This is a genomic window from Massilia sp. Root351 (assembly GCF_001425045.1).
Lineage (GTDB): Bacteria > Pseudomonadota > Gammaproteobacteria > Burkholderiales > Burkholderiaceae_D > Rugamonas.
In genome coordinates this window covers 1-23,346 of the sequence record NZ_LMDJ01000034.1, presented here as the reverse complement: position 1 = coordinate 23,346, position 23,346 = coordinate 1, and the positions used below count along the sequence as shown (strand labels likewise).

Genomic DNA, 23,346 nt, shown 5'->3' with positions numbered 1-23,346 from the left:
CCCGCGCGCCAGCCGCCGCCGCTATAATGGCTGGATGAATAATCCATCCTCCCCCGCTTTGCAGCGCGTCGTTCAAAGCGATATTTGCATTGTTGGCAATGGCGCCATCGCCAAGACGGCGGCGCTCGGATTTGCCCAGGCCGGGCAGAGCGTCACCTTGCTCTGCCCTCCATCCGCTCCCGTTTCGTCCAGCCCGGCCGTGCAGGCCAGCTGGGACGTGCGCGTCTATGCACTGAACCACACCGCGAACAATCTGCTGTCGTCCTTGAAGGTGTGGGGCGCGCTTGATGCCGCGCGCGTGGCGCCGGTGGACGCCATGCTGGTCAACGGCGACGGCGGCCAGCCCGGCGGCCTGGCGTTCGACGCCTACGGCGCTCATACCGGCACGCTGGCCTGGATAGTCGAAGACCGCAACCTGAACCAGGCCCTGGACGCGGCGCTGCGCTTCGCCAGCAACGTCACCACCGTCAGCGGCCGCGCCATCGGCCTGCTGCGCGGCGCCGACGACGTCGCCGTGCTGCTGGAGGACGGTTCGGCCGTGCGCGCCGAGCTGGTGGTGGGCGCGGACGGCGCCGAATCGTGGGTGCGCGGCCAGTGCGACATCGGCATGGATTACCGCTCCTACGGCCAGCACGCCATCGTGGCCAACTTCCATTGCGAGCATCCGCACCACGGCGCGGCCCAGCAATGGTTCACCGGCGCCGACGGCATCGTGGCGCTGCTGCCGCTGCCGGGCAATCTCGTGTCGCTGGTGTGGTCGGCGCCGGAAGCGCTGGCGGACCGGCTGCGCGAGGAGGGCGCCCAGCGCCTGGCCGAACGGCTGGCGGTCTACGCGCAGGAAAAGCTGGGCAAGCTCACGCCGGTGCAGCCGGAGATGGTGCGCGGCTTCCCGCTGCGCCTGATGCGCCCGCACGCCATGGTGGCGCAGCGCGTGGCGCTGGTGGGCGACGCGGCGCATGTGGTGCACCCGCTGGCCGGCCACGGCATGAACCTGGGCTTTGCGGACGTGGAGCAGCTGGTGCGCATCGTCAACGAGCGCGAGCCGCACCGCGGCATGGGCGACGAGCGGGTGCTGGCGCGTTATGGCCGCGCGCGCAAGGAGGATGTGCTGCTGATGCAGCTGGCCACCGATGGCCTGGACCGTTTATTCGGGACCGATCTCGAGCCTTTGCGCGTGGTGCGCAATTTGGGATTAAACTTGCTGGACAAATTGCCGGGCTTGAAGCGCCGGCTGATTTCCCACGCACTTGGTAAGTGATCACCGGAGCTTTTATGAAATTCAGCAAGACCGTACTATTGTTCGCCTCCGCCTTCATGGCATCCTGCGTCGGCGCCGAAAACCCGACCGAAGCCAGCATCAAGAAAGCCATCGAGCCCCGCCTGGGCAATAACGTCAAAGTCGATTCGGTCAAAGAGACGCCGTACGCCGGCCTGTACGAAGTGCGCATCGGCGACGAAATCCGCTACACCGACAAGACCGCCAGCTACCTGATCGTCGGCCACGTGTTCAATCTGAAGACGTCCGAAGACCTGACCCAGGCCCGCATCGACGACATCAACAAGATCAAGTTCTCCGACCTGCCGCTGGAAATGGCGCTGAAAACCGTGAAGGGCAACGGCAAGCGCGTGATGGCGGTGTTCGAAGATCCGAACTGCGGCTACTGCAAGCGCTTCCGCCAGCAGGCGCTGAAGGATGTGGACAACGTCACCATCTACACCTTCATGTACAACATCCTGTCGGAGGATTCTTTTACCAAATCGAAGAACATCTGGTGCTCGGCCGACCGCAACAAGGCCTGGGACGACTGGATGCTGTCCGGTAAAGCGGCGCCGGCCGCGCCGGCCGGTTGCAACACGCCGAACGAAAAGGTGCTGGCGCTGGGCCAGAAGCTGCGCATCAACGGCACGCCGAACATCTTCTTCGCCGATGGCAGCCGCGTACCGGGCGCCATCGACATCAAGACGCTGGAATCCAAGTTGTCCTCTATTAAACAGTAAGGAGCGCGGAAGATGATCACTTTGAATGTCAATGGCAAGGACGTGCAGGTAGACGCGGATCCGTCCACCCCGGTGCTGTGGGCCCTGCGCGACAACCTGAACATGACCGGCACCAAGTTCGGCTGCGGGATGGCGCTGTGCGGCGCCTGCACCATCCATATCGACGGCAATCCGACGCGCGCCTGCATCACGCCGATTTCGGCGGTGGCGGGGCAGAAGATCACCACCATCGAGGCGATGGAGGGCGATGCGGTGGGCAAGGCGGTGCAAGCCGCCTGGGTCAAGCACGACGTGCCGCAATGCGGTTACTGTCAAAGCGGCCAGGTGATGAGCGCGACGGCGCTGCTGCGCACCAACAAGGCGCCGAGCGATGCCGATATCGATAGCGCCATGGCGGGCAACATCTGCCGATGCGGCACCTATCAGCGCATCCGCGCCGCCATCAAAGACGCTGCAAAAACCATCGCCTGAGGAGAACGCCATGCGCAAAGAATGGTTGAATCAAGGGACCGCGATGGCGGATGTCAGCGCGGCAGCGGTAGCAGCCGTGGCGCCTGCCGCGCCGCAAGGCGGCGTGTCGCGCCGGTCGTTCATGAAGGCGGGGGCGGTCGCCGGCAGCGGCCTGGTGCTGGGTTTCTTCGTCAGCGGCGGCAACAAGATGGCGCGCGCGGCCGACGCTGCGGCGCCTGCCAAAGTCTATGAGCCGAACGCCTTCCTGCGCATCGCGCCGGACAATACCGTCACGGTACAGGTGAACCGCCTGGAGTTCGGCCAGGGCGTGCAGACCTCGCTGCCGATGCTGATCGCCGAGGAGCTTGACGCGGACTGGGCGCAAATGCGCGGCGAACTGGCCGACGCGGGCGAGCAGTACAAGGATCCCGCTTTCGGCATCCAGATCACCGGCGGCTCGGGCTCGATCGCCCACTCCTACGTGCAGTACCGCGAAATCGGCGCCAAGGCGCGCGCCATGCTGGTGGCCGCTGCCGCTGCCGAGTGGAAGGTCAGCCCGGACCAGGTGCGCACGTCGAAAGGGATGCTGATCGGTCCCGCCGGCCAGCAGGCCAAGTACGGCGCCTTCGCCGACGCTGCCATGAAGCAGCCGGTACCGGCCACCGTCAAGCTGAAAGACCCGAAAGACTTCGTCATCATCGGCCAGCCGGTCAAGCGCCTGGACGCGCAGGATAAATCGACCGGCAAGCAGCAGTTCGGCATGGACTTCAAGCCGGAAGGCACCATCGTTGCCGTGGTGGCGCGCCCGCCGGTGTTCGGTGCCAAGGTGGCCAAGCTGGACGCCAGCAAGGCCAAGGCCATCCCGGGCGTGATCGACGTGCTGGAAGTGGCTACCGACCGTGGCGGACGTGGCGTGGCGGTGTTCGCCAAGGGTTACTGGCCCGCCAAGCAGGCGCGCGAAGCGCTGGTGCTGGAATGGGATACCAGCGCGGTTGAGAAAGTGAGCACCGCCAGGCAGATGGCCGAGTACAAGGCGCTGGCGCAGAAGCCCGGCCTGCCGGTGAAGAAGGCCGACATGTCGAAGCTGGCCAAGGCGCCGAAGAAACTGACCGCCGTCTACGAGTTCCCTTACCTGGCGCACGCGCCGATGGAACCGCTGAACTGCGTGATCGACCTGAAGGCGGACCGCTGCGAAGTGTGGGCCGGTTCGCAGTTCCAGACACTGGACCAGGCGGCCATCGCCCGCACGGCGGGCTTGAAGCCTGAGCAGGTAACGCTGCACACCATGATGGCCGGTGGCGGTTTCGGCCGCCGCGCCGTGCCAAGCTCGGACTACCTGGTGGAAGCGGCCAATGTGGCGCTGGCGTACAAGGCGGCCGGCAAGTCCGGCCCGCTGAAGATCATCTGGAGCCGCGAGGACGACATCCGCGGCGGCTACTACCGCCCTGCTCACGTGCACCGCGCGGAACTGGGCTTCGACGCCAAGGGCAAGCTGCTGGCGTGGAACCACAGCATCGTGGGCCAATCCATCATCACCGGCTCGCCCTTCGAGCCGATGATGGTGAAGGACGGCGTGGACGCCACCATGATCGAAGGCATGGGCGAACCGTACGACCTGCCAATGAACCTGTCGGTGCACAACGCCAAGGCCAACGTGCCGGTGCTTTGGTGGCGCTCCGTGGGGTCGACCCACACCGCCTTCGTGATGGAAACGCTGATCGACGAGGCCGCGCACGCCGCCAGGATGGACCCGGTGGCCTACCGCAAGCAGGTGATCGACGCCAAGCACGCGCGTCATCACGCCGCGCTGGACCTGGCGGTGGCCAAGTCCGGCTACGGCAAGAAGGCCCTGCCGAAAGGCCAGGCCTGGGGCGTAGCGGTGCATGAATCGTTCGGCACCGTGGTCGCCTACGTGGTGACCGCATCGGTCAAGGACGGTGTGCCGCATCTGCACACGGTTACCGCCGGCGTGCATTGCAACACGGCGGTCAACCCCATGACCATCGAAGCGCAGGTGCAGGGCGCCGTGCTGATGGCGGTCGGCACCACGCTGCCGGGCGCCGCCATCACGCTGAAGGACGGCGTGGTGGAACAGCAGAACTTCGGCGACTACGTGGTGGCGCGCATGCCGGACATGCCGGTGGTGGACGTGCACATCGTGCCGTCGACCGATGCGCCGACCGGCATGGGCGAGCCGGGCTTCCCGCCGCTGGCGCCGGCCTACGCCAACGCCATCTTCAAGCTCACCGGCAAGCGGCTGCGCAAGCTGCCGTTCGACCTGGCCAAGACGGCCAAGGCCTGAGCCTGGCCGGCGCTCGCCGCACCGTGGGCGGCCAGGTGGGGATCTGCGGCATTCTGCTGGCGGCCGGGAGGGGCAAGCGTTTCGACCCTTCCGGCCAGCGCAACAAGCTGCTGCAGTCGCTCGGCGATGAGCCCGTGGTGGTGCGCAGCGCGCGCCACATGCTGGCCGCGCTGCCGCGCGTGGTGGCCGTGGTGCGGCCCAGCGATGCCGCCGGCGGCGACCCCGTGGCGGCCCGGCTGCTGGCGCTGGGCTGCGAAGTTACTATCTGCCAGCAAGCCGACACCGGCATGGCCGCCTCGCTGTCGCACGCGGTTGCGCATGCGGACAAGGCCTTCCCGGATGCACAGGGATGGATCGTCGCGCTCGGCGATATGCCCCATGTGCGGCCATCTACAATACAATCACTGAAAACCGCCCTGGAGCAAGGCGCAGGCATCGCCGCGCCCATGTACCGGTGCCAGCGCGGCAACCCCGTCGGGTTCAGCCGCCACTACCTGCCGCAGTTGCTGGCGCTGGAGGGCGACCAGGGCGCGCGCGGCATTTTGAAGCACTCGGCAGTGACGGAGCTGGAGGTGGACGACAGCGGCATCCTGCAAGACATCGACACACCGGCCGACCTGCCCCCCAAGGACAAGACATGAAGAAAACCGCATCGAAGAACAAGCCAGGCGTCAGCTACGCCATCGTCGGCAAGGACCTGGCCGGCCATATGTTTGAAGTAACGCTGACCGTGGAGCAGCCGGCGCCGGAAGGCCAGTTGCTGGCGCTGCCGGCCTGGATACCTGGCAGCTACATGATCCGCGAATTTTCGCGCAACATCGTCCGGATTCGGGCGGAATCGGGCGGCGCCGAAGTCAGGTTGGCCAAGGTGGACAAGCATACCTGGCAGGCCGCGCCGGTGGCGGGCAAGCTGACCGTGGTCTACGAAGTCTACGCTTGGGACCTGTCGGTGCGCGCCGCCCACATGGACCGCACCCACGCCTTCTTCAACGGCACCAGCGTGTTCCTGCGCGTGGCCGGCCAGGAGGATGCGCAGCACGTGGTGGACATCCAGCGTCCGGCCGATCCAGCAGCGAAGGCCTGGCGCGTAGCCACCTCGCTGCCCGAGCTGAAGGCCAGGCGCTACGGCTTCGGCACCTACGCCGCCGCCAGTTACGATGAGCTGATCGATCATCCGGTCGAGCTGGGCGACTTCGCGCTGGCCACCTTCAAGGCGCACGGCATCCCGCATGACGTGGTGATCACCGGCCGCGTGCCCGGCCTGGACATGGCGCGGCTGTGCGCCGACCTGAAAGCCATCTGCGAAACCCAGATCGCCTTCTTCGAGCCGAAAACCAGGCGCGCACCGATGGACCGCTACGTCTTCATGACCATGGCCGTGGGCGACGGCTACGGCGGTCTGGAGCACCGTGCCTCCACCGCGCTGATCTGCGCGCGCGCCGACCTGCCCACCGCCGCCACGCCGAAGGGCGCGGAGATCGGCGAAGGCTACCTGAAATTCCTCGGCCTGTGCAGCCATGAGTACTTCCACACCTGGAACGTCAAGCGCATCAAGCCGGCGGCATTCGCGCCGTATGACCTGAACGCGGAGGGCTACACGCCGCTGCTGTGGCTGTTCGAAGGCGGCACCAGCTATTACGACGACCTGATGCTGGTGCGCGCCGGCATCATCGGCGAGCCGGCCTACTACAAGCTGCTGGGTAAAACCGTGGGCGGCGTGCTGCGCGGCGCGGGGCGCCTGAAGCAGAGCGTGGCCGATTCCAGTTTCGACGCCTGGGGAAAGTACTACCGCCAGGACGAGAACGCGGCCAACGCCATCGTCAGCTACTACACCAAGGGTTCGCTGGTGTGCATGGCGCTGGATTTGACCATCCGCACCAAGACCGCCGGCAAGAAGTCGCTGGACGACGTGATGCAGGCGTTGTGGCAGCGCTATGGCCGCGACTTCTATGAGAACCAGGCGCGCGGCCAGGGCGTGACGCCGGCCGAAGTGGAAGCGCTGTGCGACGAGGTGGCCGGCGCCAAGCTGAAACCGTTTTTCGACAAATACGTGCGCGGCACGGAAGATCTGCCGCTGGCCAAAATGCTGGCCCCGTTCGGCGTGAAGTACAGCGACGAGCGCAAGGCGGCCAAGCCCAGCCTGGACGCCAACCTGGGCCGCGATGGCGCGGACGCCAAGCTGTCCGCCGTGCACGAAGGCGGCGCGGCCCATGCGGCCGGCCTGTCGGCGGGCGACTTGCTGGTGGCGGTCGACGGCCTGCGCGTCACCCCCGGCAATCTCGATGGGCTGCTGTCGCGCTACAAAGTCGGCGCCACCGTCGAGGTGCACGCCTTCCGGCGCGACGAGCTGCACACCTTCAGCGTGCGCCTGCAGGGCGACCGCGTGCCCGCAGTGACCCTGGCCGTGGCTGCCGACATTCCCGGCAAGAAGCCCGCCGGACCAGCCCGGCCTAGCGCGGTCCGCTGATGACCCCCTGGCCGGCGCCGCTGCTGCAATTGGATCTGCGGACTCTGCTGCTGATGACGATCGTGATGAGCGGCGTCATGAGCGTGGTGATGTACTCGGTACACCGCAGCTTCCGCGGCGAGGTGCGCGGCCTGGACCGCTGGGCGCTTGGCCTGCTGTGCGTGGTCGGCGCCGGCGTGTCGTTCGCGTTGAACGGGTGGGCCGGCAAGATCGGCCTGCTGGCGGCCAACATGCTGCTGTTCTGGGGCGTGGGCCTGTCCATGATAGGCACGCAGGAGTTCTTTGCGCGGCGGCCGGGCTGGGGTTTGTTCCACGGCGTCTGGCTGGTGGGCGGTGTGCTGACCGTCTGGTGGCTGTACCTGCAGCCGCACCTGGGCGCGCGCATCGCCGCGTTCTCGCTGGGCGCCTTCGTGTTCTACGCAATGCAGTGCTGGCTGGTGTGGCGCCACGGCCTGCGCCATTTCTCCTATTGCTTCTTCGGCGTGCTGGTGACGCTGCAGGCGCTGACGGTGCTGGCGCGCCTGTTCATCGCGCTGCGCACCGACGCGGTCACCGACGATGTGCTGCGCAACGGCGCGCTGGTGAACGTGTTCATGGCGCTGGCCAGTTTCATGTCGCTGATGCTGGCGATTGCCTTCCTGATGATGGCCATGCGGCGCTTGCAGAGCATCCTGGAAGACCGTTCCACGCACGACCCGCTGACCGGGGTGCTGAACCGGCGCGGCTTCGACATTTTTTATGGCAAGCAGCGCGTGCAACTGGGGCGTGAAGGCCGGCCGCTGTCGCTGATGAGCATAGACCTGGACCGCTTCAAGGCCATCAACGACCGCTATGGCCACGTGGTGGGCGACCGGGTGCTGGTGCAGATTGCCAATATCATCAGCGGGGCCCTGCGCGAAAGCGACTACGTGGCGCGCTTCGGCGGCGAGGAGTTCGTGGTGCTGCTGCCGGACGCGGAAGTGCCGCGCGCGATGATGGTGGCCGACCGTATCCGCACCGCGTTGCGCACCGACTGGGACGACCAGCTGCCGCCATGCACGGTGAGCATCGGCATCGGCACGCATGTGTCGCGCGAGGAAACGCTGGACAGCCTGCTGGGCCGCACCGATGCGGCGCTATACCGCGCCAAGGAAAATGGCCGCGACCGGGTGGAACTGGCCGAGACGGCGGAAATACGCTAATGGCGTCACTGCACCGGCGCCAGCGTGCGGATCTGGAAGCGGTATTCCTTGTTGAACAAAAAGGTCTCGGAAACATCGAAGGTCTTGTGATGCCCGGCCATCAGCTTGCCCGGCTTGGGGAAAGGCGCCGCCGCACGCATGGCCGCCAGCGCCAGGCCGCTGGCCTTCTGGTCGCGCGAGCGCGCCACGCGCAGGCTGACGATGTCGCCGTCGCGCCCGATCTTCGCTTCCAGCACCACAATGGAGGTCAGTAGCGGCGGTAGCGCCCCGCTGAAGGCCGAGTCGGGCGTGGCGGCCAGGATTTTGGCGGCCAGCGCGCGCTTGTAGTCGTCCAGGTTGTGGATGGGAGCAGGCAGCGGCGGCACCGGTACTTGCTCGGATGGCAGCGGCGTGCGGGGGATCTCGGCGGGCCGGGGCGCCGCTTCGCGGCGCGGCGGTTCCTTGCCGCAGGAGGCCAGAAGGGAAGCGCACAGCAGCGCCGCGAGGGCCACTGCGGCGGAGTGCTGTAACTTGCCCATGGCGGGCCTCCCGGTAAAGATGAGCGCAACAAGCTAGCTGAACAGGCGGCGCAGTTCCGCGCCTGGATCCGGCGCGCGCATGAAGGCTTCGCCCACCAGGAAACTGTGGACGTTCGCGTCGCGCATGCGCTGCACATCGTCACTGTTGAGGATACCCGATTCCGTGATCACCAGGCGCTCTGCTGGGATGCGGGCGAGCAGGTCCAGCGTGGTGTCCAGCGAGGTTTCGAAGGTGCGCAGATTGCGGTTGTTGATGCCGATCAGATTGCTTTTCAGCTTCAGCGCGGCGCTCAGTTCGTCGCCGTCGTGCGACTCGATCAGCACCCCCATGCCCAGTTCGTGGGCGCAGGCCTCCATCTCGGCCATCAGGCCGTGGTCCAGGGCGGACACGATCAGCAGGATGCAGTCGGCGCCCATCGCGCGCGCTTCATAGATCTGGTACATGTCGATCATGAAGTCCTTGCGCAGCACCGGGATGTCGCAGGCGGCGCGGGCCTGTTTCAGGTACTCGTCGGCGCCCTGGAAGTAGTGCACGTCGGTCAGCACCGACAGGCAGGCGGCGCCGTGCCTGGTGTAGCTTTCGGCGATCTCGGCCGGGCGGAAGTCGGCGCGCAGCACGCCTTTGGACGGCGACGCCTTTTTCACTTCGGCGATCACGGCGGCGTTGCCGGCCGCGATATGGCTGCGCAGGCTGGCTTCGAAGCCGCGCAAGTTGGCGCGCAGTTCGGCGTCGCCTTCCGCTTCGGCGCGCACGCTGGCCAGGCTGCGGTGCTTCTTGGCTGCCGCCACTTCATCGGCCTTGGTGGCCAGGATCTTGTTCAGGATGTCGGACATGGTCGTGCTTTCAATGTTGTTCGGACAGCGCCAGGCGCGCGCCGAGTGCCAGGAACAGGCCGCCTGTAATGCGGTTCAGCCACAGCGCCACCAGCGGTTTGACTTTCAGGCGCGCGCTGGCGAAGGCGGTAAACACCGCCAGCCCGTTGCACCACAACATGCCGTTGAAGTTGAAGATGCAGCCCAGGATCAGGAAAGCCAGCGCCTTGTTGGGCGTATTGGCCGAGATGAATTGCGGCACGAAGGCCAGGAAGAACAGCGCAACCTTCGGGTTCAGCACATTGGTCAGGAATCCCTGCGCGAAGATCTTGCGGTAGGAGGCGGCGGGCGGCGCCGCCGTCTGCGCGCCCGGCGGGCCGCCGTCGCCGGTCTTCAGCCTGGCGCGCAGCATGCCGATGCCGACGTACACGATGTAGGCCGCGCCCACCCACTTCACCACGCCGAACGCCATGGCGGAAGTGGACAGCAGCGCCGACAGGCCGACGGCGGCGGCGGTGACGTGCACCATCGTGCCGGCGCCAATGCCCAGCGCGGCGGCGCAGCCGGCGCGCCAGCCCTGGGTGGCGCTGCGCGCCATGATGAGCAGGGAATCCGGCCCCGGCATGATGTTGAGCAGCAGGCCGGAGATGATAAAGAGCGTCAGGTCGTGAATGCCGAACATGGCGGGCTCCTTAATTGGCCGCGCCGAGCTGCTGCGTCACCGACACGAACTGCTCCACCTTGGCCAGCGCCGCGCCGGAGGCGATGGCGGCGCGCGCCTTGGCCAGCCCGTCCTCGATGGACGAGGCCACGCCGGCCGCGTACAGCGCCGTGCCGGCGTTCAGGGCCACGATGTCGTAGGCCGCGCCGGCTTCGCCGCGCAGCGCTTCCATCATCCTGGCCTTCGATTCGGTGGCGTCGGCCACTTTCAGGTTGCGGCTGGCGATCATCTGCATGCCGAAGTCTTCCGGGTGGATTTCGTATTCGCGGATTTCGCCGTTCACCAGTTCGCCCACCATGGTGGAGGCGCCCAGCGACACTTCATCCATATTGTCCTTGCCGTACACCACCACCGCATGCTGGGCGCCCAGGCGTTGCAGCACGCGCACCTGGATACCCACCAGATCCTGGTGGAACACGCCCATCAGGATATTCGGCGCGCCGGCCGGATTGGTCAGCGGGCCCAGGATGTTGAAGATCGAGCGCACGCCCAGTTCGCGGCGCACCGGCGCCACGTGCTTCATGGCGGCGTGGTGGTTGGGCGCGAACATGAAGCCGATGCCGGTCTGCGCGATGGACTGCGCGATCTGCTCCGGCTTCAGGTTGATGTTGGCGCCCAGCGATTCGATCACGTCGGCCGAGCCGGACGAGGACGACACGCTGCGCCCGCCGTGCTTGGCCACGCGCGCGCCGGCCGCCGCCGCCACGAACATGGCGGTGGTGGAGATGTTGAAGGTGTGCGCGCCGTCGCCGCCGGTGCCGACGATGTCGAGCAGGTTGGTGGTGTCGGCCATCGGCACCTTGGTGGAGAACTCGCGCATCACCTGCGCGGCGGCGGCGATTTCGCCGATGGTTTCCTTCTTCACGCGCAGGCCCATGGTCAGGGCCGCGACCATCACGGGCGACATTTCGCCGGACATGATCTGGCGGAACAGGTGCAGCATTTCGTCGTGGAAGATCTCGCGGTGCTCGATGCAGCGCAGCAGCGCTTCCTGCGGGGTAATCTGGTGCGTATTTTTAGACGTAGGCATGGCGTTTCCTCTTCAATTCGTATTGAGCTCGGGACGGATTTCGGGCCAGGGTTGTGTCGGCGCGCGCTGGCGCGCCGGCCCGGTCAGCGTTCCAGGAAGTTCTTCAGCAGCGCGTGGCCGTGTTCCGACAGGATGGACTCGGGGTGGAACTGCACGCCCTCGATGTCGTATTCCTTGTGGCGCACGCCCATGATCTCGCCGTCGTCGGTCCATGCCGTCACTTCCAGGCAGGACGGCAGCGAGGCGCGTTCGATTGCCAGCGAGTGGTAGCGGATCACGGTGAAGGGGCTGGGCAGGTCCTTGAAGACGCCCACGCCGGTATGCGCGATAACGGAAGTTTTGCCATGCATGACCTGCTTGGCGCGGATCACCTTGCCGCCGAACGCTTCGCCGATGGCCTGGTGGCCCAGGCACACGCCGAGGATAGGCTTCTTGCCCGCGAAGTGCTTCAGCACGTCGATGGAAATGCCCGCCTGCGCAGGGTCTTTCGGACCGGGCGAAATGCAGATGCGGTCCGGGTCCATCGCTTCGATTTCAGCGATCGTGATTTCGTCGTTGCGGAAGGTGCGCACATCCTCGCCCAGCTCGCCGAAATACTGCACGATGTTGTAGGTGAAGGAGTCGTAGTTGTCGATCATCAGCAGCATCTCAGAACTCCCCATCCAGGCCATCTTGCACTTGTTCGGCGGCGCGCAGTACGGCGCGCGCCTTGTTTTCAGTTTCCTGCCATTCCATTTCCGGTACCGAGTCGGCCACGATGCCGGCTGCCGCCTGCACGTACAGCATGCCGTCCTTGATCACGCCGGTGCGGATGGCGATCGCCACGTCCATTTCGCCGCCGAAGGACAGGTAGCCGCAGGCGCCGCCGTAGATACCGCGCTTGGTGATTTCCAGCTCGTCGATCACTTCCATGGCACGCACTTTCGGCGCACCGGTCAAGGTGCCGGCCGGGAAGGTGGCGCGCAGCACGTCCAGGTTGGACATGCCTTGCTTCAGCGTGCCTTCCACGTTGGAGACGATGTGCTGCACGTGCGAGTACTTCTCGATCACCATGCGGTCGGTGACCTTGACGGTGCCGATGTCGGAGATGCGGCCCAGGTCGTTGCGCGCCAGGTCGATCAGCATCACGTGCTCGGCGATCTCTTTCGGGTCGGCCAGCAGTTCCCTGGCCAGCTCGGCGTCGCGTTCCGGCGTGCCGCCGCGCGGGCGGGTGCCGGCGATGGGGCGCAGCGTGACCTTCTTCTGGCCGTCCGCCGCGGTCTCGTTGCGCACCAGGATCTCGGGCGAGGCGCCGACGATCTGCATGTCGCCGAAATTGTAGAAATACATATACGGCGACGGGTTCAGCGAACGCAGCGCGCGGTACAGCGTCAGCGGCGAATCCACGTAGGGCTTGCGCAGGCGCTGGCCGATCTGCACCTGCATCAGGTCGCCGGCCATCACGTACTCGTGGGCGCGGGCCACCGCCTTCAGGTAGTCTTCCTTGTCGAAGTCGCGGATGGTTTCGGTGCGCACCGAGGCGCTCGTCACCGGCGCGTCCACGCCGCGGCGCAGCAGGGCGCGCAGGTCTTTCAGGCGCTGGCGCGCTTTCGAATACGATTCGGGCTGGGTGGTGTCGGCGTAGACGATCAGGTACAGCTTGCCGGAGATATTGTCGATCACCGCCAGCTCTTCGGTCACCATCAGCTGGATGTCCGGCAGGTTCAGATCATCCCTGGGCGCGCCGCCGGCCAGCTTTTTCTCGATGTGGCGCACCGTGTCGTAGCCGAAGTAGCCGGCCAGGCCGCCGCAGAAGCGCGGCATGCCGGGGCGCAGCGCCACCTTGAAGCGGGACTGGAACTGTTCGATGAAGTCGAGCGGATTGCCTTCGTGCGTTTCGATGACGGCGCCGTTCTTGACGATTTCGGTGAGGTTGCCGTGCGTGCGCAGCAGGGTGGTCGCGGGCAGGCCGATGAAGGAGTAGCGGCCGAAGCGCTCGCCGCCCACCACCGATTCGAGCAGGAAGGTGTTCTTGCCGTGGTTCTGGGTCTGCGCCAGCTTCAGGTACAGCGTCAGCGGGGTTTCCAGATCGGCGAAGGCTTCCGCGATCAGGGGGATACGGTTGTAGCCTTGCGTGGCCAGCGATTTGAATTCGAGTTCGGTCATGTTCTCTCCATGCCGCCCAAAGCGATAGGTGGAGTTCGGGCGGGAGTAGTTCAAAAAACCTGTCGGCGCACGAAAATGCGGGCGACAGCAATCAGCGCGGGTCAGTTAGCCCAGGATTGCCAGCGTCGCCATAGCCAGGCCTCAATCGAGCCCTGGTGCGTGACATTGTGTCTTTTGTTGAGAAACATGCTGTGTTTAGGATCAGTTTGCTATCTGGTTGTGCAAGCGTATCAAGTCGGCCGCGTGTAGCAGCGTGTCAACTATACCATCGGAATCTGTGTCGTGTATAGACTCGCCGTGATTGTAGCCGTACGGCACTGTCAGGACCGGGCAGCCGGCCGCGCGCGCCGCCTGCGCGTCGTTCGACGAGTCGCCGATGGCCACCACCTGGGCCGGCGCCAGCGAAAAATCGCTGCACACCTGCAGCAGCGGCATGGGATGCGGCTTCTTCTGCGGCAGCGAATCGCCGCCGTAGACCACCTCGAAATAGCCGGCCAGGCCTTTCTGCTCCAGCAGCGGCCTGGCGAAGGCGATCGGCTTGTTGGTCACGCAGGCCAGGCGCAGGCCGCTGGCCTTGAGCGCGTCCAGTCCGGCGGCCACGTCCGGATACAGCGCGCTGTGCTCGCCGTTGATGTCCAGGTAGTGGCGCTGGTAGGCTGCCATGGCGGCCGGGAAGCGCTGCGCCACGCCGGCGGCGTCGAAAAACACGCCCAGCACCAGGCGGATCAGGTGTTCCGAGCCTTTGCCCACCATCCGCTCGATCCGTTCGACGGCCAGCGGCGCCATGCCGATGTCGGCCAGCATGCGGTTGATGGCGACATGGAAGTCCGGCATGGTGTGCAGCATGGTGCCGTCCAGGTCGATGATGGCGGCCCGTACGCCGCGCAATGGTGCAGGGGCCGCCGTCGTCATTACACGCCCGCCAGCTGTGCGCGCATGGCGTCGATCACTGCCTTATAGTCCGGCTGGCCGAAGATGGCCGAACCGGCGACAAAGGTGTCGGCGCCGGCCTTGGCGGCGGCGGCGATGTTGTCGATCTTGATGCCGCCGTCCACTTCCAGCAGGATGTCGCGGCCGGACTCGTCGATCATGCGGCGCGCTTCGGCGATCTTCTTGAGCGCCTGCGGAATGAACGATTGGCCGCCGAAGCCGGGGTTGACCGACATGATCAGGATCATGTCGATCTTGTCCATTACGTGCTCCAGGTAGCTCAGCGGGGTGGCCGGATTGAACACCAGGCCGGCCTTGCAGCCGTGGTCGCGGATCAGCTGCAGCGAGCGGTCGATGTGGTCGGACGCTTCCGGGTGGAAGGTGATGATGTTGGCGCCAGCCTTGGCGAAGTCGGGAATGATGCGGTCCACCGGCTTGACCATCAGGTGCACGTCGATCGGCACGTCCACATGCGGACGGATGGCCTGGCACACCAGCGGGCCGATGGTCAGGTTGGGCACGTAGTGGTTGTCCATCACGTCGAAGTGGATGATGTCGGCGCCGGCGGTGACGACATTGCGCACTTCCTCACCCAGGCGGGCGAAGTCGGCGGACAGGATGGACGGGGCGATACGGAAGGTAGTCATGGATGGGCCTGCGATAAAAAGATGCGCTATTTTACGCTGACCCTTGCGCCCGCGCCGGATTTGCGGTGCAATGTCAGATAGACGATAACAATTCGTTACGCTTGCACGAAGAACTACTGAGGAATTACTAAGGATTGCAGATGGCCACTTATGAATTCACTGTTTCGGTCAGAACCCAGTATCTGCCCGAGCAGTCCGATCCTGAACGCACCAACTTCGTGTTCACTTATTCGATCACGATCAAAAACACCGGCACCGTGGCCGCGCAGCTGATTTCGCGCCACTGGGTCATCACCGACGCCAACAACCATACCGAAGAGGTGCGCGGCCTGGGCGTGGTGGGCCACCAGCCGCTGCTGCAGCCGGGCGAGCAGTTCGAATACACCAGCGGCACCGCGCTGGCCACGCCGCAGGGTTCCATGGTCGGCGAGTATTTCTGCGTGGCCGAGGACGGCCACCAGTTCGAAGCCAGGATCCCGGAATTCGTGCTGTCGCTGCCGCGTACGCTGCACTAAGCGGCCAATCAAGCCTGGCTGTCGTCCTTGCCGCCTGCATCGGGACCGGGCAGCGGCTTGGCGGCCGGCTTCTTCTTGGATGGCAACGTCCACCAGACGATGAACACCAGCAGGAACAGCGCCACAAACGCTTCCAACATCAACACCCACATATCCAGTCCCCCATGTTATTTGCACGCAGTAGTTTAATCCTTTCCCTGGGCGCCGTGGCGCTGGCGCTTGCGGGCTGTACTTCCCCGCTGCCCAAGCCGGGCGCGCCGCCGGCCCAGCCACGGCCGCCCGAGCAGTCGGCCGCACCGGTTCAGCCGGCGCCGCCAAGCCAGCCGGTGCAGCCGGCGCCGTCCGCCGTGCCGGCCACGCCCGCCGCGCCCGCCGCCATCCGCTTCGTGCCGGCGACCTTCGCGGCGCTGCCCGGCTGGGAGCGCGATGACGTACGCGCCGCCTGGCCGGCCTTCATGGCGTCCTGCGCGGTGCTGGGCAAGCGCGCCGAATGGAAAGAGCCGTGCGGCGTGGCGCGCCAGGTCAACGCCGGAGACGAAAAAGCCATCCGCCTGTACTTCGAGAGCTTCTTCGAGCCGCAGCAGGTGATCGCGCCGGACGGCGCGGACACCGGCCTGGTCACCGGCTACTACGAGCCGCTGCTGCGCGGCGCGCGCAAAAAAGGCGGCCCCTACCAGACCCCTCTCTACAAGGTGCCGGACGATCTGCTTACCGTGGACATGGCCAGCGTCTATCCGGAGCTGAAAGGCATGCGCCTGCGCGGCCGCCTGCAGGGCAAGAAGGTGGTGCCGTATTCGACCCGCGCCGACATCGAGAGCGCCAGCTTCACCGGCAAGGAACTGATGTGGGTGGACGACTCGGTGGAAGCCTTCTTCCTGCAAGTGCAGGGTTCCGGCCGCGTGCAGCTGACCGACACGCTGGAAACGGTGCGCGTGGCCTATGCCGACCAGAACGGCCACCCGTACAAGTCGATCGGCCGCTACCTGGTGGAAAAGGGCGAGCTGACGGCCGACCAGGCGTCCGCGCAAGGGATCAAGGCCTGGATCGCCGGACATCCGACGCGCCAGGCCGAGCTGTTCAACGCCAACCCGTCCTATGTGTTCTTCAAGGAAGAAAAGCTGCCGGACCCGAAAGTGGGGCCGAAAGGGGCGCTGGGCGTGCCGCTCACGCCGCAGCGTTCTGTGGCCATCGACGCCTCGCAGCTGCCGCTTGGCGCGCCGGTGTTCCTGTCCACCACCCAGGCCAACAGCGACATCCCGCTGCAGCGCCTGGTGATGGCGCAGGACACGGGCGGCGCCATCCGTGGCGCGATCCGGGTCGATTACTTCTTCGGCTTTGGCACCGAAGCGGCCGAAAACGCTGGCCGCATGAAGCAGCGCGGCAGCGTCTGGGTACTGATGCCCAGGCAGGTGCCGCCGGCCGCTTCCGCCAAGCCGTCCCGCAAATCCTGACGCCGGGCCCGCAGGGCGGGTGCGCGGGCCTGGCCGCGTCACCCGCCGGCGCCGGCGCCGCCGCTAGCGCAGCACCAGCACGGGCAACTCCGTGTGCGCCAGCACCTTCTGCGTTTCGCTGCCCAGGAACAGCTTGTTCAGCCCTTTCCTGCCGTGCGACGCCATCACGATGGCGTCGCAGCCGTGCTTCTCGGCTGCCGCCACGATCTCCTGGTACGGGCTGGGCGACAGCGCCACCAGGCCCTCGAACGGCACGCCCGCCGCGCTGGCCGCCGCCGCCACCTTGTTCACATTGTCGCGCGCGGCGCGCTCCATCTGCCCCTCGAACACCTCCGCGTCCGGCGCCACGATGCCGCTGTCGCCGCTCAGGGTCATGAACGGGAAGGGCTGGATCACGCTGATGGCGGTCACCCGCCCGCCGTGCACGCGGGCCAGCTCCAGCACGCGGGCCGCCGCTTTGTCCGACAGTTCGGAACCGTCGGTGGGAAATAATATGTGGGTAAACATGGCATCCTCCTGGTCGTGGTCGGCGATGAACCAGTGTAGGCGCGATGACTTCCCGCGCGGCGCACGGCAGCGGCAGAAAATTTCCAGGTGACAATTTGTGATATTTGGATGGCATGGTTGCGCTTACAATCTCGTCAACTTCAAACAGTGAGATTGCATGGCCACCCTCGACGACTACTCCTCCGACACCAGCACCACCGGCGTTCTGCAAGCCGGCGGCCAGACCTCCGCCAGGTTCGATCAAAGCGGCGACACCGACTGGTTCCGTGTCACGCTGGCGGCCAATAGCTACTACACCTTCCAGCTGGAGCTTGCGCCGCAGGCGGGCAGCAGCATCTATTCTTCCCTGTCCCTGCGGTCCCCGCAGGGCAGCTACCTGTCGTCGCAGAGCTCCAGTTCCAGCGGCGCGAACACCGTGGCCACCTTCAAGACCGGCACCGCCGGCGACTACTTCATCAGCGCCGGCACCTCGTACTACAGCGGCACCCAGTCCTACGCCTATACGCTCAAGGCCAGCGCGGGCACTGCCGATGCGGTTGGCGATACTGCGCAGACCGCCGCGCCCATCGTGCTGGGCGTGCAAACGGGCGGCGTATTCGAAGGGCCGTCGGACACCGACGTCTACAAGATTGCGCTGGAAAAGGGTGTCAGCTATCAGATCAAGCAAACCTTTACCGGCATTTCCGGCAACTACTCCAGCATAGGGGTGACCAACGCGGCCGGCCAGAGCATGCAGGGCGGCAGTTCGATGAACGGGATCTTTACTTTTACCGCCGGCGCCAGCGGCGACTATTACATTTCCACGCGCGGCGGCGGCAACGAGGCGCAGGGATACAACCTGCTGGCCGCGGCGGCGGCGGACGACTACAAGGCCGTGGCGGCCGGAGCGGGAGCACTGCAGGTAGGCGGCAGCGTCAAGGGCAAGCTGGAAGTGGGCGGCGACCGCGACTGGTACGCCGTCACGTTGAACGCCAACACCGTCTACTGGTTTACCGCCAAGACCGATCCCGCCAGCAGCGGCGCCGGCTACAGTTCCAGCAGCACGCAGCTGAAGCTGTTCGACAGCGCCGAGCAGGTAATGGCCTCCATCAGCGGCTACAACAGCCAGGCCGTGCTGCAGTTCGTGCCGACCAAGACCGGCACCTATTACTTCGAGGTGGGCGATAGCTATGGCTACACGGGCAATTACCTGGCCAGCGCCGGCATCGGCGTGCGCGACGACCATGGCGACACCAAGGCCGCAGCGACGGCCATTGCGGTGGGCAGCACCGCCAGCGGCAAGCTGGAATTGCCCACCGATAGCGATATGTTCAAGGTCGCGGTGAAGGCCGGCGCCACCTATGTGTTCGAGCTGGTGGCCAAGAGCACCGGCAACAACATCGATATGAACCTGTCCGGCCAGGACGCGAACGGCTATTCCTCCAACCTGGTCACCTACTCGAAGACCGGCGTTGCCGAGTACCGCGTATATACCGCCGCGACGACGGGTGATTTTTATCTGACGGTTAGCAATGGTTACAGCGGCGGTACGCCCGGCTATACGCTGCAGGTCAGCACGCCGGCCGCCGACGATTTCGCCGCCAGCGCGGCCACGGCCGGCGCGCTGGCCACCGGCGAGAAGGTGGCCGGCACGCTGGACTATGTCGGCGATGTCGACTGGATCAAGGTCAAGCTCGCGGCGGGCAACAAGTATGCGTTCGTGCTGGAGGGGGCGGCCAGCGGACAAGGCACGCTGGACGTATCGAACGTCGGCATGTCGCTCTTGAACAGCCAGGGCGGCGGCTACTACAACCTGCAGGGCTTTAGCGGATTGAAGGGCAGAGGCTACAGCTTCACGTGCGAAACGGGTGGCGACTACTACCTTGCGGTGACGCCGGGGAGCTATTACGGAGCAGTTACCGGGACCTACGCGGTCAGCGCGTACAACCTGAGCGGTGACAAGGCGCTGCCGGGCCTGGTTTCCTTCGCACCCGGCAGCGGCAGCACCGGCGCCAGCCTGACCGGCAATATCACGCTCACTTTCAATGAACTGGTGCGTGGCGGCGAAGGCTACATTCGCCTGGTTAATGCCGTGGGTGACGTGGTCGAATCATTCTACCTGTCCAGCTCCGAGAACCGGATCCAGGTCAACGGCAATGTGGTCACCATCAATCCGACGGCCAATCTCCAGCCCGGCACCAAATACACGCTGGAAGTGCCGGCAGGCTCGCTGCTCGACTATGCGGGCAACAAATTCCTGGCCAGCTCGGTATACAGCTTCACCACTGTCGAGACGGTGGCGCAGGGCGGCAGCGGCAACGATCTGCTGTCCGGCATCGGCACCAATGTGCGCCTGTCCGGCGGTGACGGCATCGACACCGTGATTTATGGCAGTACCTGGTCCAACTACGACGTCGGCATCAGTGCCGGCGAGGCAAGCGTACGCTACCGCTACGGCGGCAGCTCGGGCACGGGGGACAGCCTGACCGGCGTGGAGCGCCTGCAGTTTAGCGACCGCAGCATCGCGCTGGATGTGAACGGCCACGGCGGCCAGGCTTACCGGCTTTACCAGGCAGCGTTCAACCGCGCACCGGACAAGGAGGGGCTGGGCTTCTGGATGGCGCAAATGGACAACGGTTCGTCGCTGAATGCGGTGGCCAATGCCTTCCTGGGCAGTACGGAATTCCAGCAGCGCTACGGTAACCTCAGTAATGAGGAATTCGTCAACAGCATGTTTGAGAACGTGCTGCACCGCGCGGGGAAACCGGCCGGCATCGCGTTCTGGGTGGGGCAGCTGGACAATGGCGCCACGCGCGCCGATGTGCTGATGGGATTCAGCGAGAGCGCCGAGAACAGCGCCGAGATCCTGCAAATCATCGGCAACGGCTTCGAGTATACGCCTTACGGCTGATCCGGCGCCACGCTGCGCAGCGGCCGCGACATCAGCAGCGCCGCTGCCAGGGCCACGCCGCCCACAGCCATGCAGACCATGCCGGTGCGGATGCCGTACTGGTCGCCCAGGTAGCCGGCGGCCAGCGCCCCGACCGGCCCGGTGACGCCGGTGAGGAAACGCATGGTGGAGATTACGCGGCCGCTGTATTCGTCCGGCGTGGCTTGCAGGCGCAGCGCCATGAACGGGATAAAGAACAGCATCACCGCGCAGTCGAACAGGAACACCATCATACCGTAGGCCACGGCGCTGTATATCGGATTGCCGAACAGGGCGGCCGGTATTGCCGGCGTCAGCACAAAGCTGGCCACGGTGCCGCAGGTGCCCACCAGGAAGGTCTTGCCCGCGCCGTAGCGGCGGTTCAGCCGCTTGACCAGTACCGCGCTGACAAACACGCCCAGCCCGCCCAGCATCTGCGCCGCGCCCAGCATGCCCGGCGTCATGCCCAGTTCACGGGTGGCCAGCAGGATCAGCAGCGCGCTGTAGCCGAACATGAACACATGCCACAGTGCCGCGCCCCAGGCCAGCGTGCGCAGCAGCGGTTCATGCCAGATGAAGGCGAAACCGGAAGCGATGTCGCGCAGCGGGTGCTTTTCCGACGGTACCGGCGCCGGCTCCACCACCTTCGTCTTGCGCAAGCTCCATGCCGATACCATGAAAGTGACGGCGTCGAACAGCACCGCGACGGGCGCAGTCAGCCACTGCACCAGCAGCCCGGCCAGCCCCGGCGCCACCAGCCGGGTGACCGATTCGGTGGTGGCGAACTTCGATTGGGCCTCGACCAGTTGCTGGCGCCCGACCATCAGGTTCAGGTAGATCTGCTCGGCGGCGCCGCTCAGCACGCCGCAGCTGGCAAACAGAAAGGTGGTGGTATACAGCCAGGGCATGGACAGCAGTCCCAGCCACCAGCCCAGCGGAATGCTGGCCAGCAGCAAGCCTTGCAGCACGCGGCTGGCGAGCAGGATGGGCAGTTTGCGGTGGCGGTCCAGCCACACGCCGGCCGGCAGCGCGAACAGCGCATACGGGATGGCCTGGCAAGCGATAATGATGCCCATCTGGCCGGGCGTGGCGTGCAGCAGCAGTGCCGAGCACAGCGGAATGGCCAGCGTGCTGATTTGCGCGCCAAAGCTGGTCAGGATGCTGCTGAACCAGTAGCGGCGGAAATCGGCGTTGCGCAGCAGGGGATCGTCGGCGGAGAAGAATGGCATCGGCGCGAATAATACCAGCGCTCTTGCAAGAACAGCTACAATCGCCCGATATCCCGCTTTAATAAGGAGACCTCGATGCAATATGAAGACCTGATCGTAGAAACGCATGGCAAGGTTGCGCTGATCCGCCTGAACCGTCCGAAAGCGCTGAACGCGCTGAACGACCGCATGATGAATGAGCTGGGCGAAGCATTCCGCATTTACGACGCGGACCCGGAGATCGGCTGCATCATCCTGACCGGCAGCGAAAAAGCCTTCGCGGCCGGCGCCGACATCGCGGCCATGGCCGATTACACCTATCAGGACACTTACCGCGACAACTACATCACGCGCAACTGGGAACACATCCTCAAGGTGCGCAAGCCGGTGATCGGCGCCGTGGCCGGCTTCGCGCTGGGCGGCGGCTGCGAACTGGCCATGATGTGCGATTTCCTGATCGCGGCGGACAGCGCGAAATTCGGCCAGCCCGAGATCAAAGTCGGCGTCACGCCCGGCGCCGGCGGCACGCAGCGCCTGCCGCGCGCCATCGGTAAAGCCAAGGCCATGGACCTGCTGCTGACCGCACGCATGATCGATGCGGCGGAAGCGGAGCGCATCGGCCTGGTGTCGCGCGTGGTGCCGGCGGATAAGCTGATCGAGGAAACCCTGGCGGCGGCCACCACCATTGCCTCCATGTCCACCTCGGTCGCGATGCAGATCAAGGATGCGGTTAATCGCGCCTTCGAAACCACGCTGACCGAAGGCGTTAACTATGAGCGCCGCCTGTTCCACGCAGCGTTTGGCACCCCGGCGCAGCGCGAAGGCATGCATGCTTTCCTGGAAAAGCGTCCCGCGAAATTCGACGGACTCTGAAATTAGGTGTTGACGAGAGGAGGGCGAAGCCCCATACTCTCGTTTCTCTGCTGCTGACGAACAAAACGCTTCGTTGGAAACGGCAGGTTCTTTAAAAATTAACAGTCGATAAGTGTGGGCGTTTGATGATGATGCCGGAGGCGCAAGCCTCTTAGCTCAAATTATTAAACGCTCAACAAAAGAAATAAACGTGACAACGCAGAATTCTTTAAAAATTTACAATCGATAAGTGTGGGCGTTTGATGATGATGCCGGAGGCGCAAGCCTCTTAGCTCAAATTATTAAACGCTCAACAAAAGAAATAAACGTGACCTTCGCAAGAAGGAATCGTCAGTTATTTTGAAGAGCGATTTCATGCCAGTGGCATGAAATCGACACAAGATCTGAAAAGATTTTGAAAACAGAGATTGAACTGAAGAGTTTGATCCTGGCTCAGATTGAACGCTGGCGGCATTGATGATGCCGGAGGCGCAAGCCTCTTAGCTCAAATTATTAAACGCTCAACAAAAGAAATAAACGTGACCTCGCAAGAGGAATCGTCAGTTATTTTGAAGAGCGACCAAGTCAGCAATGACTTTAAACAGAGATTGAACTGAAGAGTTTGATCCTGGCTCAGATTGAACGCTGGCGGCATGCTTTACACATGCAAGTCGAACGGTAACAGGGAGCTTGCTCCGCTGAC

General features: G+C 64.9%; 22 protein-coding genes and 1 rRNA gene. 12 read left to right on the top strand and 11 right to left on the bottom strand.

Annotated elements, in window-relative coordinates; all coding sequences use genetic code 11:
• Positions 1 to 34 precede the first annotated feature (34 nt).
• Genes ASD15_RS26860 through ASD15_RS26830 form a run of 7 tightly spaced genes read left to right on the top strand, consistent with a single transcriptional unit; the run spans position 35 to position 8,398 of the window.
• Complete coding sequence (locus ASD15_RS26860) at positions 35 to 1,258, top strand: FAD-dependent monooxygenase (protein ID WP_057158107.1); 1,224 nt, start codon at positions 35 to 37, stop codon at positions 1,256 to 1,258.
• Between the two features lie 14 nt (positions 1,259 to 1,272).
• Entirely contained in the window at positions 1,273 to 1,998 is a 726-nt protein-coding gene (locus ASD15_RS26855; protein ID WP_057158106.1) for a DsbC family protein, read from the top strand.
• Positions 1,999 to 2,010: 12 nt separating this feature from the next.
• Positions 2,011 to 2,469 (top strand): (2Fe-2S)-binding protein, encoded by a 459-nt coding sequence (locus tag ASD15_RS26850; RefSeq protein WP_057158105.1) that lies wholly within the window; start codon positions 2,011 to 2,013, stop codon positions 2,467 to 2,469.
• A gap of 10 nt (positions 2,470 to 2,479) precedes the next feature.
• Complete coding sequence (locus ASD15_RS26845; RefSeq protein WP_057158104.1) at positions 2,480 to 4,750, top strand: xanthine dehydrogenase family protein molybdopterin-binding subunit; 2,271 nt, start codon at positions 2,480 to 2,482, stop codon at positions 4,748 to 4,750.
• 35 nt (positions 4,751 to 4,785) lie between these two features.
• Positions 4,786 to 5,391, top strand: a complete 606-nt coding sequence (locus ASD15_RS26840; RefSeq protein ID WP_057158355.1) for an NTP transferase domain-containing protein — start codon at positions 4,786 to 4,788, stop codon at positions 5,389 to 5,391.
• Positions 5,388 to 7,217 (top strand): M61 family metallopeptidase, encoded by a 1,830-nt coding sequence (locus tag ASD15_RS26835; protein WP_057158103.1) that lies wholly within the window; start codon positions 5,388 to 5,390, stop codon positions 7,215 to 7,217. Before ASD15_RS26840 ends, ASD15_RS26835 begins: the two co-directional genes overlap by 4 nt.
• Positions 7,217 to 8,398, top strand: coding sequence for a GGDEF domain-containing protein (locus tag ASD15_RS26830; RefSeq protein WP_229418353.1), 1,182 nt, complete (start codon positions 7,217 to 7,219; stop codon positions 8,396 to 8,398). Before ASD15_RS26835 ends, ASD15_RS26830 begins: the two co-directional genes overlap by 1 nt.
• Positions 8,399 to 8,403: 5 nt before the next feature.
• On the opposite strand, the gene ASD15_RS26825 is transcribed toward ASD15_RS26830, so the two are convergent.
• The 8 genes from ASD15_RS26825 to rpe form a co-directional block, all read right to left on the bottom strand.
• Positions 8,404 to 8,916 (bottom strand): hypothetical protein, encoded by a 513-nt coding sequence (locus ASD15_RS26825; protein WP_057158102.1) that lies wholly within the window; start codon positions 8,914 to 8,916, stop codon positions 8,404 to 8,406.
• 33 nt (positions 8,917 to 8,949) lie between these two features.
• Entirely contained in the window at positions 8,950 to 9,750 is an 801-nt protein-coding gene (gene trpC, locus ASD15_RS26820) for an indole-3-glycerol phosphate synthase TrpC (protein WP_057158101.1), read from the bottom strand.
• A gap of 10 nt (positions 9,751 to 9,760) precedes the next feature.
• On the bottom strand, positions 9,761 to 10,411 hold the full coding sequence (locus tag ASD15_RS26815) for a LysE family translocator (RefSeq protein ID WP_057158100.1): 651 nt from the start codon (positions 10,409 to 10,411) through the stop codon (positions 9,761 to 9,763).
• 10 nt (positions 10,412 to 10,421) lie between these two features.
• Positions 10,422 to 11,480 (bottom strand): anthranilate phosphoribosyltransferase, encoded by a 1,059-nt coding sequence (gene trpD, locus ASD15_RS26810; protein WP_057158099.1) that lies wholly within the window; start codon positions 11,478 to 11,480, stop codon positions 10,422 to 10,424.
• An 83-nt stretch (positions 11,481 to 11,563) separates the two neighbouring features.
• Positions 11,564 to 12,127, bottom strand: coding sequence for an aminodeoxychorismate/anthranilate synthase component II (locus tag ASD15_RS26805; protein WP_057158098.1), 564 nt, complete (start codon positions 12,125 to 12,127; stop codon positions 11,564 to 11,566).
• A 1-nt stretch (position 12,128) separates the two neighbouring features.
• Positions 12,129 to 13,625: an anthranilate synthase component I gene (gene trpE / locus ASD15_RS26800; RefSeq protein ID WP_057158097.1), complete on the bottom strand. Its 1,497-nt coding sequence runs from the start codon at positions 13,623 to 13,625 to the stop codon at positions 12,129 to 12,131.
• Between the two features lie 201 nt (positions 13,626 to 13,826).
• Positions 13,827 to 14,537, bottom strand: coding sequence for a phosphoglycolate phosphatase (locus tag ASD15_RS26795; RefSeq protein WP_057158096.1), 711 nt, complete (start codon positions 14,535 to 14,537; stop codon positions 13,827 to 13,829).
• Positions 14,537 to 15,202 carry a ribulose-phosphate 3-epimerase gene (gene rpe, locus ASD15_RS26790; RefSeq protein ID WP_057158095.1) on the bottom strand — a complete coding sequence of 222 codons (666 nt, stop codon included), beginning with the start codon at positions 15,200 to 15,202 and terminating at the stop codon, positions 14,537 to 14,539. The genes ASD15_RS26795 and rpe overlap by 1 nt, the downstream gene beginning before the upstream one ends.
• A gap of 140 nt (positions 15,203 to 15,342) precedes the next feature.
• On the opposite strand from rpe, the gene apaG reads away from it, so the two are divergent.
• A complete protein-coding gene (apaG, locus tag ASD15_RS26785) occupies positions 15,343 to 15,717 on the top strand; it encodes a Co2+/Mg2+ efflux protein ApaG (protein WP_057158353.1) in 375 nt (124 codons plus the stop codon).
• An 8-nt stretch (positions 15,718 to 15,725) separates the two neighbouring features.
• Here the strand turns inward: apaG and ASD15_RS33585 are convergent, their stop codons facing one another.
• Positions 15,726 to 15,857 carry a hypothetical protein gene (locus tag ASD15_RS33585; protein ID WP_267877840.1) on the bottom strand — a complete coding sequence of 44 codons (132 nt, stop codon included), beginning with the start codon at positions 15,855 to 15,857 and terminating at the stop codon, positions 15,726 to 15,728.
• Between the two features lie 24 nt (positions 15,858 to 15,881).
• Here ASD15_RS33585 and ASD15_RS26780 point away from each other — a divergent pair, with 24 nt between their 5' ends.
• Complete coding sequence (locus ASD15_RS26780) at positions 15,882 to 17,168, top strand: murein transglycosylase A (RefSeq protein WP_057158094.1); 1,287 nt, start codon at positions 15,882 to 15,884, stop codon at positions 17,166 to 17,168.
• Between the two features lie 63 nt (positions 17,169 to 17,231).
• Here the strand turns inward: ASD15_RS26780 and ASD15_RS26775 are convergent, their stop codons facing one another.
• Positions 17,232 to 17,675, bottom strand: coding sequence for a universal stress protein (locus ASD15_RS26775; RefSeq protein WP_057158093.1), 444 nt, complete (start codon positions 17,673 to 17,675; stop codon positions 17,232 to 17,234).
• Between the two features lie 157 nt (positions 17,676 to 17,832).
• Here ASD15_RS26775 and ASD15_RS26770 point away from each other — a divergent pair, with 157 nt between their 5' ends.
• Positions 17,833 to 20,565 carry a DUF4214 domain-containing protein gene (locus ASD15_RS26770; RefSeq protein ID WP_057158092.1) on the top strand — a complete coding sequence of 911 codons (2,733 nt, stop codon included), beginning with the start codon at positions 17,833 to 17,835 and terminating at the stop codon, positions 20,563 to 20,565.
• Here the strand turns inward: ASD15_RS26770 and ASD15_RS26765 are convergent.
• Positions 20,556 to 21,812: an MFS transporter gene (locus ASD15_RS26765; protein WP_229418352.1), complete on the bottom strand. Its 1,257-nt coding sequence runs from the start codon at positions 21,810 to 21,812 to the stop codon at positions 20,556 to 20,558. The genes ASD15_RS26770 and ASD15_RS26765 overlap by 10 nt on opposite strands.
• Positions 21,813 to 21,887: 75 nt before the next feature.
• On the opposite strand from ASD15_RS26765, the gene ASD15_RS26760 reads away from it, so the two are divergent.
• Positions 21,888 to 22,664: an enoyl-CoA hydratase gene (locus ASD15_RS26760; RefSeq protein WP_057158091.1), complete on the top strand. Its 777-nt coding sequence runs from the start codon at positions 21,888 to 21,890 to the stop codon at positions 22,662 to 22,664.
• Positions 22,665 to 23,253: 589 nt separating this feature from the next.
• Positions 23,254 to 23,346: ribosomal RNA gene (locus ASD15_RS26755) — 16S ribosomal RNA — on the top strand; the annotation flags it as partial.